This window comes from Sunxiuqinia rutila, from assembly GCF_050589705.1.
In the GTDB taxonomy this organism is placed as follows: domain Bacteria; phylum Bacteroidota; class Bacteroidia; order Bacteroidales; family Prolixibacteraceae; genus Sunxiuqinia; species Sunxiuqinia rutila.
The window spans coordinates 44,625-58,974 of record NZ_JBNGOT010000004.1; the positions used below are offsets into that span (position 1 = coordinate 44,625).

General features: G+C 45.7%; 9 protein-coding genes. 3 read left to right on the plus strand and 6 right to left on the minus strand.

Annotated elements, in window-relative coordinates:
• Positions 1-70 precede the first annotated feature (70 nt).
• On the plus strand, positions 71-3,001 hold the full coding sequence (locus ACRD6K_RS05680) for a DNA polymerase III subunit alpha (RefSeq protein ID WP_430972441.1): 2,931 nt from the start codon (positions 71-73) through the stop codon (positions 2,999-3,001).
• 35 nt (positions 3,002-3,036) lie between these two features.
• Here ACRD6K_RS05680 and ACRD6K_RS05685 read toward each other — a convergent pair whose 3' ends face one another.
• From ACRD6K_RS05685 to ACRD6K_RS05710, 6 genes are all read right to left on the minus strand, one after another.
• Positions 3,037-5,046, minus strand: coding sequence for an OmpA family protein (locus ACRD6K_RS05685; RefSeq protein ID WP_430972442.1), 2,010 nt, complete (start codon positions 5,044-5,046; stop codon positions 3,037-3,039).
• 17 nt (positions 5,047-5,063) lie between these two features.
• On the minus strand, positions 5,064-5,999 hold the full coding sequence (locus tag ACRD6K_RS05690) for a PorP/SprF family type IX secretion system membrane protein (RefSeq protein WP_430972443.1): 936 nt from the start codon (positions 5,997-5,999) through the stop codon (positions 5,064-5,066).
• A gap of 268 nt (positions 6,000-6,267) precedes the next feature.
• Positions 6,268-8,277: a T9SS type B sorting domain-containing protein gene (locus ACRD6K_RS05695; RefSeq protein ID WP_430972444.1), complete on the minus strand. Its 2,010-nt coding sequence runs from the start codon at positions 8,275-8,277 to the stop codon at positions 6,268-6,270.
• Positions 8,278-8,321: 44 nt separating this feature from the next.
• The gene (locus ACRD6K_RS05700; RefSeq protein ID WP_430972445.1) at positions 8,322-9,326 is read right to left on the minus strand and encodes a hypothetical protein; all 1,005 of its coding nucleotides are present in this window, start codon (positions 9,324-9,326) and stop codon (positions 8,322-8,324) included.
• A 43-nt stretch (positions 9,327-9,369) separates the two neighbouring features.
• On the minus strand, positions 9,370-11,718 hold the full coding sequence (locus tag ACRD6K_RS05705) for a hypothetical protein (RefSeq protein WP_430972446.1): 2,349 nt from the start codon (positions 11,716-11,718) through the stop codon (positions 9,370-9,372).
• Positions 11,719-11,910: 192 nt separating this feature from the next.
• Positions 11,911-12,666 carry a LytR/AlgR family response regulator transcription factor gene (locus ACRD6K_RS05710; protein WP_430972447.1) on the minus strand — a complete coding sequence of 252 codons (756 nt, stop codon included), beginning with the start codon at positions 12,664-12,666 and terminating at the stop codon, positions 11,911-11,913.
• Between the two features lie 161 nt (positions 12,667-12,827).
• Between ACRD6K_RS05710 and tsaB the strand changes: the two genes are divergently transcribed.
• The gene (gene tsaB, locus ACRD6K_RS05715; RefSeq protein ID WP_430972448.1) at positions 12,828-13,541 is read left to right on the plus strand and encodes a tRNA (adenosine(37)-N6)-threonylcarbamoyltransferase complex dimerization subunit type 1 TsaB; all 714 of its coding nucleotides are present in this window, start codon (positions 12,828-12,830) and stop codon (positions 13,539-13,541) included.
• Positions 13,538-14,269: a DUF3108 domain-containing protein gene (locus ACRD6K_RS05720; protein WP_430972449.1), complete on the plus strand. Its 732-nt coding sequence runs from the start codon at positions 13,538-13,540 to the stop codon at positions 14,267-14,269. Before tsaB ends, ACRD6K_RS05720 begins: the two co-directional genes overlap by 4 nt.
• Positions 14,270-14,350: the final 81 nt, after the last annotated feature.

Here is a 14,350-nt window from a genome sequence, read left to right on the forward strand (position 1 = left end):
TCTTGCTGCGGTCTCAACCTGACTGGCACGCTTCAGGCTAAGTCCTGTGAATCATTAAAAACAAGAAAGTATGTACCTCAACAACCACTCATTTTTCAGTCTTCGCTACGGCACCCTTAGCATTGAAGAGTTGCTGGAACAAGCTTCAAACATGTCAGTAGAAAGCCTGGCCCTGACCGATATTAACACCACCATGGGCATTCCTGACTTCGTGAAAGCTGCCAGCTCCAAAGGGATTAAACCCGTTGCCGGCTGCGAATTCCGAAATGGCGATCAGCTCTTGTATATCGGCTTGGCCCGTAACCGCGAAGGCCTGAAAGAATTAAACGACTGGCTGACGGAACATAACCTTCAGAAAAAAGAATTTCCGGCTGAGGCGCCACGCTTCAACCAGGTCTATGTTATTTATCCGTTCAGCAAAAAACACCAGAAACTACACGATCATGAGTTTATAGGAGTACGCCCCGATGAAGTAAACCAACTGCTAACTTCGCCTTACCTTAGCGCGTCTCACCGCTTGGTTATTCTTCAACCCGTCAGTTTCACCAACCAATCGGGCTGGCACTTGCACAAAAGCCTGCGGGCTATCGATCACAACACACTGATTAGTAAACTTAGCCCCAGCCAGTCAGCTCCTGCTTCTGAAATTATGCTTCCGCCTACCAGGCTTTATGAACGATTTTCCCGGTACCCGGAAATCATTCGTAACACCCAAAAAGTACTGGACGATTGCAATATCACCATTGATTTTAGCTCCATCAAAAACAAAAAAGTGTTTACCCACACGGTGAGTACCGACAAACAATTGCTTGAAAAACTGGCCTTCGAGGGAATGATTTATCGCTACGGCACCAACAACCGGGAAGCCCGGGAGCGGGTCAGGCATGAGTTAAATATTATTTTCAAGCTGAATTTTTCATCTTACTTTCTGATTGCCTGGGACATCATTCGCTACAGCATGTCACGCGATATTTATCATGTTGGGCGAGGAAGTGGAGCCAACAGCATTGTCGCTTACTGCCTGCGAATCACCGATGTTGACCCCATCAAACTCAACCTGTATTTCGAACGTTTTCTGAACCCCAAGCGTACCAGTCCGCCCGATTTCGACATCGACTATTCGTGGCGGGACCGGGACGAAATTCAACAGTACATCTTCAAGCGCTATGGCAAAGAACACACCGCCTTACTGGGAGCCACCTCCACCTTTAAAGGCCGATCCATTTACCGGGAGCTCGGGAAAGTGTTTGGCTTGCCCAAGGAAGAAATTGACCGGCTGATTCGTGATCCGGGAAACAGGCAAAATCAAAACAAAATCACGGAAGCCATCGAAAAACTCGCCCAACAGATGGCAGACTTTCCCAATGCAAGAAGCATCCACGCCGGAGGTATCCTGATTTCAGAAGAACCAATCACCTATTACTCTGCACTGGACTTGCCTCCCAAAGGGCTTCCAACCACCCAATGGGACATGTATGTGGCCGAAGACCTGCGCTTTGACAAGCTCGACATCCTCAGCCAGCGCGGCATTGGACACATCAAGGAAACTGTGGAAATTGTTCGTGAGAACCAGGGAAAGCAAGTTGATGTGCACCAGGTGAATCAGTTTTTTCAGGATAAAGAAGTAAAAAAACGCCTGCAAACCGCAGAAACCAATGGTTGTTTCTACATTGAAAGTCCGGCCATGCGAGGATTGCTAAAAAAGCTGCAATGCAATGACTACCTCACGCTGGTGGCCGCCAGCTCCATCATCCGCCCCGGCGTGGCCAAGTCAGGCATGATGCGGCAGTACATTCACCGGTTTCACCATCCCAATGGGTTTCAATACTTGCACCCGATTATGAAAGAACAGCTGGAAGAAACCTATGGCGTGATGGTTTACCAAGAAGATGTGATCAAAGTGGCACACCATTTTGCAGGCCTCGATCTGGCCGAAGCCGATGTGCTGCGCCGGGCCATGAGCGGAAAGTACCGTTCGCGAACGGAATTCCAGCGCATCGAGGACACTTTTTTCAGCAACTGCCGGGCCAAAGGTTATCCCGATGCTTTAAGCCTGGAAGTGTGGCGCCAGATTGAGTCATTTGCCGGCTACTCGTTTTCCAAGGCCCATTCGGCATCGTATGCCGTAGAAAGCTTTCAGAGCCTGTTTCTGAAAACCTATTTTCCGCTGGAATTCATGGTTGCGGTCATCAACAATTTCGGTGGATTTTACCGCCCGTGGGTCTATTTCAATGAAGCCCAGCGCTGCGGCGCCCACATTGAACTGCCCTGTGTCAACCACAGCCGAAATGAAACACGAATTACAGGACGGACGATTTACACCGGTTTTGTATTTGTTCAAAACCTCGAGCAACAAACCATCAGCCGACTGGTCAGCGAACGGGAAAAAAACGGCCCCTTCCAGTCACTCGCCGACTTTATTGAGCGTGTTACCATCGGTAAAGAACAACTCACCCTGCTCATCCGACTGGGGGCTTTTCGCTTCACCCAGAAAACCAAAGCTGCCTTGCTGTGGGAGGGACACCTTCTTTTAAACAAACCTGTTCCGAAAGTAAAAAGCCCATCCATCTTTCAGGTTCAGGAGCGAAACTACCAACTCCCCAAGCTGGAACAATCGCCTTTACGCGATGCCTATGACGAGATTGAACTGTTGGAATTTCCAATCAGCATAAGCCTCTTCGACCTGCTACAAACCCGTTTTCGAGGCGAAGTTTTTGCAAAAAATATGCTTCAGCATGTTGGGCGTAAAGTGCGGATGCTGGGGCGTTTGGTAACCATAAAATATGTTCGAACCGTAAAGAAAGAAATGATGCACTTCGGCACTTTCGTTGATGTGTATGGTGAATTCTTTGACTCGATCCACTTTCCGCCTTCACTCAAGCAATATCCGTTTCGGGGAGATGGCATTTACCTGCTGCTGGGCAAGGTTGTTGAAGAGTTTGGCTATCCTAGCCTTGAAGTCGAAAAAATGGCCAAGATGCCGTTTCAAACAGCCTCTTAAGCTCAACAAAGAGCAATTTCTGAACCGACTACCTGCTAGAAGTGAGATATTGATCGCTTGGCACGCACCCCCTGATACTCTCCTTTTTTAACCACTTTCACAATATTCCGGATATTGGCTGCATGATCTGCCTCCGGGCAATCCACGCCATCATCACAATGATTCAGCAAACGGGTTTCGCCATAGCCCTTGTACACAATCCGCAAGGGATTGATGCCTTTCCACACAATGTAATTGAAGATGGCTTTGGCCCGTCGTTTCGACAACAGCAGGTTTTCCTGATCGTCTCCCCGTGAATCGGTGTGCGATTCAATCCGAATCTCAACATCCGGAAACTGAACCAGATAATCAATGAGCCCGTCCATGGTGTGAGCAATTTCGGAGTTAATCACCCAGCTATCGTTATAAAACTGAACATCATCCTCGCTCAACACCTGCAATGGCTCTCCGTTTTCGGTTTCCATATAAAGTGGCTCGGGCTCTCCTTCTTCCAGCACTTCCCGCTCAAGCAAAAGTTGTACGGTCGTTTCCTCCCCTTCCCGCAATTTTAAGGTTCCAAGCTCCACCTTATTTTTGATGTAGTATTCTTTTTGCCCCTGAATGGTATAACTCAGGCCTTTATTCACTTCAAACTGAAACATCCCGTCAGCCGAAGTCAGTTGGGTTGAAAGGGTGTCGGCAAACGGATTGACCAGACTGATTTTAGCATCGGCCAAAGGCTGCCCGGTAAGCATATCGTTAACCACGCCCCGAATAAAGACCGGGACAGAAGGGATACGGACATAGTAAATGTCATCGTTGCCACGCCCGCCTTTTCGGTTCGAGGATAAGTACCCGGCAGTTCCGGTTTTATCCAGCACAAAGCTGAAATCATCTTTCGGACTATTCAGCGGATATCCCATGTTTTCCACCGAATGGAAAGTCTCATTTTCAGGCACCGCCACATAAACATCCAGCCCTCCCAGGCCGCCATGCCCGTCGGATGAAAAATAAAACAAGCCATCGTAACTGACAAAGGGAGAAAGCTCATTGCCACTGGTGTTTATTGCCGGTCCAAGGTTCTCCGGCTCCGTCCAGTAACCTCCGCTAAATTCGGACCGGTAAATATCTGTCCCACCGTAACCTCCTGGCATATCTGATACAAAATACAGGACGTTCCCCGTGGTGTCGACCGCCGGGTGTCCGGTGGAATAATCATCACTATTGAACACAAACTCTCCCCGGTATTCCCACTCTCCTTGTTCCTTTCCTCCAAACAAAATTTTCAGATTTACCTCGCCATCCTTCCCCTTGCTTACATTGTGCCCTTTCCCTACGTTGTTGCGTGTAATATACACCCGGTCGCGGTAAGGGTCAAACGCCACCGGCCCGTCATGATAGCTTGTCTCCAACTTGGGCGCAAATTTTTCAACATTTAGAATATCGCCATTGGGCCCCCTGTCGCCAATAAACAAATTGAGGTAAGGTAATTCGTTCCATTTATATTTCAAGCCGGGCACTCCGTTTACCGCCTTGGTCGATGAAAAAACAAGCTGATCGCGATAAAAGGCAACCCCCAATTCCGCTCCGTCGGTGTTCAACGAAACCGGCCGAATTTTATACCGGGTTGAATCACGATGCAATAAACGAATTTGCTCCAGCAGCGAGGTTTGAGAGTCAATGCGCTCATCACCTGGCTTTAGCTGTGCATACCTGGCCAGCCACTTTTCAGCCTCCTGGTAGCGCCCATTGCTCTTCAGCACCTGCGAGTAACTAAACACGTCTTCCGGAGATTCGTCTCCGCGATCAATCAGGAGTTTCAGCCATTTTTCAACCGCTTCGGTATGGCCAATTTTCTGATTGGCCTTAGCCAGCTGCCGAATGACATAAGTATCTTCCGGGTTCTTTTCGTAAGCGAATTCGTATAAGCCAATCGCTTCAACAAAAGCAAAATCCGAATAGCTTTTGTCAGCCAAACGAATCGTTATTTTTTGGGCAAGAGTAAACGAGCAAAGCAGCAAGAAAAAAAACGAAGTCAGGATAATTTTACGTGTTACCGGTCTCATCAGGTTTTCAGGTTTAGTTAAAAATAACGTGGCGACCGGACTTTGTCCCGCCCGAAGTTAAAGTCATAGCTCACTAATATTTCATGCGTTCCGTTGTTGTAAACGCCGAAATCGGTTGCTGTGATATCATAAGAATAACCCACTTTCAAGCTCTTTGAAATTTGAACCTGCATCATGCCCCCCACGGCATCGCCCACCCGGTACATGGCACCAAGCCACAGACGCTCATAAAAAAGAAACTGGGCTGTCAAGTCTAAATCCAGCGGTATATTCGTACTGTACTTGACTAAGAAATAGGGTTTAAACTTGATGATCCGATTCAGGTCAAAAACATAACCGGCCATCAAAAACAAGTGAATATTTTCTTTACTCACATATTCGGACGACGAATTGTGCCGGTTAATTTTATTCTCAATAAGCTTTGGAACCGAAAGCCCGAGCATGCTTCGCTCCGAATGAAAGTAGACGCCCAGCCCCACATTGGGCAAGAAATTACGCGTAATGTCACTGGCAAATACCGGATCATTCGGATCGACCGTTTCCAGATCGGACAGCTTGGCTTCAAAAAAATTAACACCTGCCTTTAATCCAAAAGACAGGTAACGCCCACGTGTAAAATCAATGCTGTACGAATAATCGGCATAAGCTCCGGTTTGATTAATAGGGCCCAGCTGGTCTTTCAACAAGGAGAATCCCAGGCCCATGTGCTGTCTGGAAATTGGAGCATGCATCACGAAAGATTGTGTCGCCGGAGCACCCTCAAAGGAAACCCACTGGTTACGCGACATAACCATAAGGCTGAGCACATTGCCGGAGCCGGCATAGGCCGGATTTACGGAAAGGATATTGTTCATATACTGCGTATACATCGGATCTTGCTGCGCCCAACTTTCCGTTACCGGGAAAAGAACAACACTAAACACCCCCAATATCAGTGCAAACAATCGCTTCATTAAACTGTGTCCCTCATTGGCTTCATGCTAAAAACGCACTCAATTTCAGCGACAAACATACCATTTGAAAAGCCCTGCAAAAACAAGTAGTTAGCAAACCCGGAAAAAGGTATAGCGAAAAGGCTTGTGGAACTATCTACCATCAGGCAGCACGCACTACTACCCGCTTTGGGAAGTGTAGAAGTCCCCGGCAAGGGCTGATTTTTGGAGCTGCAGCAAGCGCCCCAAGCTGTTCGTTTCAATGTCATATCCAGAGGTTAATTATGCGTTAGCGGTCCAGGTAAACAAAGCCCGTGACTTTCTCTTTTCCCCGCCCCAAATCCAGGATGTAATAGTAGGTTCCGGTAGCAATCTGTCCGTCACCAAAACGGATTCCTTTGCTGGCTGTGCCATCCCAGAAGCCATCGCCACCTCGCCCATAGTTATTCGATTCATAAATCAGGCTTCCCCAGCGATTCAGAATCCGGAGCTTAACACGTTCATAGCCATCAATCCCGATAATTTCGAAATAATCATTTATACCGTCGCCATTGGGCGAAAAGGCATTGGGTATAAACAGCGCTTCATCACTGATCCGCACCAAAACATTGGCTTCATCACAGTGATTGGAGTAGTCGCACACCGCATAAATAAATTCATCGGCCCCCACATAGTACGGGTTAGGCGTATAAGTAATGATGGAGTCAGAAGTGACATGAGCAACTCCCTGGCTCGGAGGCGACACAATGGTAATGGATTGCGGATCGAGTTGTCCCTTCGGAGCATCATTCCGAAGCACGTTGATATCAGCATAGGTATTGACCAACACGTCTGCCTGGTCATCCACTGCCGTAACCTGAACAAGCAGCCCTACCACCACCGAATCCAAGGCCGAACAGCCAAAACGATCCGTTACCTGAAGGTAGTATTTCCCCAGTCCCGAAACTTGTGGCGTTGCAGTTTGTGCCCCGCTTACAAGCAAACCATCGCCCGATGACCACCAATTGAACGACAGGTCAGTACCTGCGCTTGAGGAAGCATCGAGCAAAATAACTTCGTTCGGCGAATTGACAAACACCTGCCTGTCCAGTCCAATTTGGGGCGAAGACAGCACTTCCACAAAAACATCATCAGTTGCTGTTTTTCCACGACTGTCGGTAACCGTAACGGTGTAACGCGAAGAGGTTTCCGTCCTCAAAAGAGGTGTCGGACTTGCCGGATCATCAAGCCCGGCCGTTGGCGACCAGCTATAGCTCAGTTTTCCAACGCCTGTACTTTTGCTGGCATCCAAACGAACAGTTCCACAACTTCCTGTTTCCAGCTGCTCAGCTTCAATGATGGCTACCGGCCGGTCTTCCCGGGGCAAAACAACAATTGTTCGGGTATAAACTTGCGATGAACAGCCCGCCTGGTTGGTGGCTTGCACACTCAATCGGTTCACTCCCGACAGATTCCAGTTTATCGGTTCGGTGGTGTTGGTTTCCGAACTCAACTGAAGCAACTCTCCATTAGGCTTTGAAAGCGTCCAGGAATAAGTATATGCAGAGGCCCCTTGTACCGAATACGCGGAGATCGTCCCAAACGCCACTTCATCCTCATTGGTGTTGAAGCTAATTTTTGGGGAAGACACCAGCGTAGTGGTTTGAATATCTTGTCTCTCGCGGGCGGGAATGGTCAAATTTTGTTTGTCGGTTACTTCAATTAGCTGAATAGAAACAACCGTATTCTGCGTTGGATCAGCCTCAAAGGCCGTTTCCGGAATATGCAGTTGTTGATTCAGGTAGCTAACGGTTTGCGTTGGTTGTGGCACATCGTTGACCGCAAAGGAGACGCTTACCGGAAAACGATCAGCCGTCCAAAAGCTGCCCTGATCATCTAAAAACTCAAGCTCAACCGAAAAATCGTTGTTCCCTTCCTGATAACATTGGGTGGTCGTTGCATTGGTAACAGCCAGCCCCAAATCTCCAGTTGGAACGACTTCGATAGGAAGTGATCGTCCTGTGGAACATCCCAGCGGGTTCGTTTCCAATAGGACAATAAAATAAGAACTGGCTTTATGGAATACCAATTTGGTGTGACTTTCTTCTGCTGAAGCAATAAAGTCATAGGAATCCTGATTTGCGGGGATCAACGCATTCTCATCTAAGAACACGCCCCACAAATATTCATTTTCATCCACAGCTTCAACTTCGAAAGAAATTTCCTGTCCAATAAAATAAGAAGTCTGCGCTTGTAATTTAATTACCCCAGTAATTAAAATGAAAAGAGAAATCAATCCTATGGCAATTTCCTTTTTCATTGAAAATATACCGCTGACGAATTTGTCAGCGGTATATTCATGTATTAATTGAATTTGATCTTAGATGTATTTGGAATTGGATTGACGGTAATAGTATATGCAGAGTTAATGTGCGATCCGTCAGCGCCATCATAGCCAGCAGGCTCTTCACCTTCAGCATAATCTCCTGCTGTTCCACCGTCTTCCACAAGTACTGTTGCAGGATCAATCGAGAATCCTAGCTCATATATTTCAGTTGCAGCATCAGCAATATTCTTAATTTCTGCAGTAATAGTGACAGTAGATGTTCCCGCGGCAACGACGATTTCATTGAGATTTCCGGTTGTGTAAGTTCCGGTTCCATCTGCTACTATCCAAGTTACACTACCATCAGCAGGAATAGTACTGGCATCCTGTACAGAGAATTTCCACCCTGCATCGGGCAATGAAGTGCCAATAGGAGCATCTCCACCTTTTTCCGTGTGAAGTGTTATTTCATACGTCATCATCATGGTTCCCATAACTGGAGTTACCCCGGTATCGCTATTCAGGTCGTCAGCATCTTCATCTCCATAAACTGAACCTGCATTGGTATTACAAAACTCACCATCAGCTGTGAGAATATTATCGTCATCATCTTTAGTTACCACAAGTAAGTCAAGGTCAATATTAGTGACACCAAAACGTCTTACAGTAGTACAACCATCTCCAGCATTAGTTTCAACAACCTGAACTACATAATTTCCAGTAGCAAGCCATTCTATTTGCGTGTTAAAGACATCAGTTCCTGAACTAGTTGCTGCAAAGGTATAATCTGTTCCAGATGCAGCTGCGGTTGCGGTTGCGTCCCAATCACTAGCAGAATAGTCCACACTGCCATCCCACTGATAAACTGACCATTCATATCCATTCCCAACGTGATCTGGATTATGGGTAGTTCCATCACTACTATTCACCCAATAATTCCGTATTGAATTAACTGTGACGGTCTGTTGGGATCCTTGCGCCATCACATTGGTGCTCATGCCCAGAAGAATTAGCAAGCTTAATAAGGTAAAGAACTTTTTCATTGACAAAAATTTAAGATTCATTGTTATTATTTATTCTTGATTTTCAGTTTGTTTGAATATCTGTCGTAGGAGGGACTCCCCAAAGGGTGACCTCATCCTTATCATCCTTATTAATGGTTTGTTTGGTAATGCTGAACTGGTCGGTTGCCGACTGAATCGTCAGGTTAAAATCTTTATCCACGCCGGCTTCACTAATAAAAGTGAAAGCAATTTGTACGGCCGTTACTCCCGGCTCTTTGGTTACAGCAACAGTATAGGTTGCATCACAATTCTGCATGCTGCCGATCGACTCTGAATCAGCAGCAAACAAGTTTGAGACCTGTCCGGCACAGCCATTAACTCCATCTGAAATGGAAAAATCGAAAGCGTAAGGTTCCACGCCACCTTCGAATTTCACATCCCAAAAAACCACGGTAGGCACGCCCGTTCCTCCGTCCTGGCAGGTAGGCCCGAGAGGGATAACCCCCGAGTTAAAATTACTTTCCTGAATTTCAATATCCAGCTCGAAAACTGCGGAACAATTGCCGGTATTTTGTTCTTTAATGACGCGTACGGTATATGAACTTCCTTCAACAAAAGGAGTTTCAGAAAAAGCAATCGCTACTTTTCGGGGATCACTTTCAGGATGACTCATCGGCGCTGAAACTTCTGTTCCGGCTTGATCAAGCACTAACCAAATGTAAGTGTAATACCCTGAATTGCTTTCCTCCCGGTCAATTTCGTACTGGTGGGTGGAGGTGATAAAAGGCTTTTGACCTGAGCCAATAGCGCCTGCACCAGACTGATTCCCGTCGTACAGCATTTCGGAGATATCAAGTGGGGCCAAATTGATCAGATTAACCATGAAGCTGCACGAATCCCTGTTGCCATCTTCATCAGCATAAATCAACCAGACCTCGGTGTCGACAAAAACTTCAGTATCAACAGCAGGTCTTTGCGTAACCGTTGGATGGCTGTCGCAATTATCGCTTAAGTCAGTCAACAGGTTAGTATAATCCGGCAGTAAAACCGAGCAAGCATTGCCGACATCCAGCTGCTGACTGCCGGGACAACTGGCCGTTGGCGCAGCCTTATCTTCAATGGTAATGGTCTGCTCGCAGGTTCCAATGTTACCACATTCATCCTCAAAACTCCAGGTGATAATGGTGGTTCCTTTGGGAAAAGCGACTGCTGCAATTTCGCCGTCCGTTTTCACCGTATTGCCTGCTATCGCGTAGGTATGATAAACGGTAACATCTCCAAAACCACATCCATCGGTAAAATTGGTTGGAGCAGAAACACTGATTATTTTCGCGCAATTTTCATCGGCTGAGTCTGTGATGTCATCCGGACAATCCAGAATCTCAGGAGCAGTGGCATCAGAAATGGTAAAGGTTCGTGTACAGTTGGTTGAATTTCCAGTTTCATCAGCAATAATATAGGTTCTGAGTACCTGACATGGGTTGTTTTCATCCTTCTTGTCAGTCACATCCTCTGCCCATACAATCGTTAGCGTTCCGTTGTTCGGGCAGTTGTCACTGACAGTTCCTCCCCGGGCTATAAACTGGGCAATGGTGTTTACCGGTGCTGAAATAGCTTCAATACAAGTGGTGGTTGAATCAGGAGGACAACTAACTGAAGGAGAGGCACGATCATTGATTATTACGATTTCATTGGTTTGATACCACTGCGTGCCCAATTTGTAAATAGCATGGTAAATTCCCACTGAATAAACGTCTTTGGTTAGTGCTCCGGCACTTTCAACTTTGACTCCATCTTGATACCAAAAAATATTGTTCGCTTCCGGCTCCTGGATGCTCAAAGTCACGTTGCCAGAAGGACAAAGTTGCCCGTCCTCAGGAAAGGAAACCAAGTTATTGGTTGGTTCCACCTTATCGGATACAATCTGTTCAAAAATGGGATTATCAGACTCGCCTTCTAAAAAATCATCCAGCGTTCCGTGTCCGCAATTATTGATTGTTCCTTGTTCATAGTCAACATCAGGACAAGCAATATCGGTATTATCAAAGTCGGCAGAAACATCTCCAAAAATATACACATGCGAAGCATCTGAAACCACTGCCTCAGCATGCTTTTCAGCCCCGGTATGGGTTAATGATCCCAGAATAAACAAGTAACTGTCAATATCCAGCGTAATCTTATTGGCGGTGATTAGATTCTCCTGAATAATAACAACACCGCCTTGGTTGATCGTTAGTACGACCTTATTGGCTAAGGTTAAATCGCCCTGAACCCAAAGTGTATCGTTGACAATTAAATTTTGAGAAATTGTTGTGGAGGAAGGGTAAACTGTTGGAGAATTGATATAAATCTGCCCGAAACTTTGGCGAGACAGCAACAGACAAAAAAAAAGTATACAAAATAGCAAGCACCGTTCTATTGAAAACTTCATCAACTCCCAGATTTGATCATGTTCCAATTCTTCGGATTCATCCGGAAGATGATCCTACAAATTGCTAATCCACTCGTTTTAGCGTCGATAAAGATAGATGGAAAGAGAACAGATAAATATCGGAATTAGCAAACGGGGAAGCCGAACTAGCAAACAGGAATAATGGCAGAACCAATGACAACAAGCGCCTCTTTAAAGCCGGTTGTGAAGCAGTTTATCAAGCAATTCTTCTTTGTATTTTGGGGAAACACGAAGCTGTGATTTGTCCGACAATTCAACCAGACCTCCATCCGTTTTCAGGTAGCGCTCAACGTATTTCAGATTGACGAGGTGGGAACGATGGATACGGCAAAAACCATGCGGCACCAACAATTGATCGAATTCAAGCAAGGTTCTAGAGATAAGCACTGAAGTGCCATTTTGGTAATACACCCGGGTATAGTTGCGTTCGCCCTCGCAACGTAAAATATGAGTCACCTTAATGATCGCAAAGCCATTCATCTCCGGCAAGGCAATTGTTACGTGCGAACTCTCGCCCTTATTATCAATATTTTTCTTCAGCGCTTCTACCCGGTGTTTCTCATTCAACACCGGAATCTCGCTGATGCGTTGGATGGTTGCTTTGACATTTTCAACCAAAACTGGTTTTAGGATGTAATCGAAAGCCGAGTACTTAAAGGCAGTAATGGCATAATCGCTATAGGAAGTGGTAAATACCAGCTTGAAGTTAACTTCTGGTAATTTTTCAATCAGGTCAAAGCCCGTACCATCGGGCATTTCAATATCCAGAAACACCAAGTCCGGAGCTTCTTTCAATATTAGCTCAACCCCGCTCTCGACAGAGTCAGCCTCACCAACCACATCAATATCGGGGAATTGCTGATCCAGAATTCGTAATAATACCCTGCGGGCTAATTGATCATCATCAATAATTGCAGCTCTATACATTGTACCTGATTAAAAATCATCTAAAACTAATAAAAAATACAAACTATTCAGGCATTTTTAGACCAATTGTTTTTAACAAAAAAGCTTTATTCAATTTTCCAAATCATTTTAGGGGCTTATGCTGTTAATATCTTAATTTTGCGGTTTAAAGGAAGAAAACAATGACATTAATATTAAATCTCGAATCATCAACCCAGGTATGTAGTGTGTCTCTGTCAAAAAATGGTCAACTGGTGGATTATATTGAAAGTAATGAAGGCCAAAATCATGCGCGCTTATTAAGTGTATTTGCCGATCAGTTAATCCAGCGCAATAAACTTGATTTCAACCAACTACAAGCAGTCGCCATCAGCAAAGGCCCCGGCTCGTACACCGGACTTCGCATTGGTGTTTCATTGGCCAAAGGCATTTGTTATGCCAATCAAATTCCGTTGATTGCCATCAGTCCCTTGCAAGCCATGAGCGATCATGTCAGCTTCAATCTCGAAAAATATGCCATTCAGCCTCATGCACAACTTCGGCTATGCCCCATGATTGATGCCCGGCGTATGGAAGTGTACACCGCCATGTATGATTTGCAGAATCAAGAGCTGGAATCAGTTTCTGCCAAGATTGTGGATGCAGACACTTTTGCCAGCCAACTGGACCAGCACCCGATCGTATTTTTTGGCAATGGAGCCTCTAAATGCCAACCGGTCATTGACCACCCTAATGCCATCTTTATCAGCAACCTTGAGACTTCGGCACAGTTTATGTGTTCTCTGGCACAGAAAGCGTTTGATAACAATCACTTTGAGGATGTGGCCTATTTTGAGCCTTTCTACCTGAAAGATTTCATTGCGGGCATTCCCAAGAAAAATATGCTGAAATCATGAAAATACAACTAATCATTTCCTTTTTACTGGCGGCCATTCTTGTCAATGCCCAGCCCCATGAAGAACTGAAGTACCACATGAAATACGGCTTCTTCAAGGGAGGCGAAGCAATTTTGAGTGTCGAAGACACCACCTACGAAGGCAAAGAAGCCATTCATCTTCTTCTGGACGGCAACACCGTTGGGGTAACCAATATGTTGTTTGGCGTTCATGACATATATGAAAGTATTGTCGATCCTAAAACTTACCTGCCTTATAAAGCCATTCGAAACATTAAAGAAGGCAACTATCGCTGGTACAACGAAGCCTTCTTCTTCAACGACCGGGACTCTATCTACTCGCAACGGTCCGGCCCCAAAAAAGTACCGCACAATACGGTTGACTTTGTCACGGCATTTTTCTACATGCGTCATACCAATTACCTCGATCAGTTTGAGGGAGGAGAAGAATTTTCCATCCCGGTTTTTCATGCCGATGAACATTTTGTAATGAAGGTGAAATACCTGGGAAAAACCAAAATAAAATCCAAACTCGGCACCAAAGAATGTCATATCATTCAGCCCCGCATTGACAAGGGGAAAGTGTTGAACAGCAACAGCGGCCTTAAGTTTTACATTACCAACGATGAGCACCGCATTCCACTCTTGCTTGAGTTCGATCTGAGAGTGGGTGCCCTAAAATGTGAACTCCATTCCTACAAAAAAAATGGCATCGAACAAGTGGACTAAGTTCAACAAATGAATTGATTAGCGGCAGAAAAGGAAAATATTAAGCAGAAAATAACTATTTTTGCAGCAAAATTTGCAATT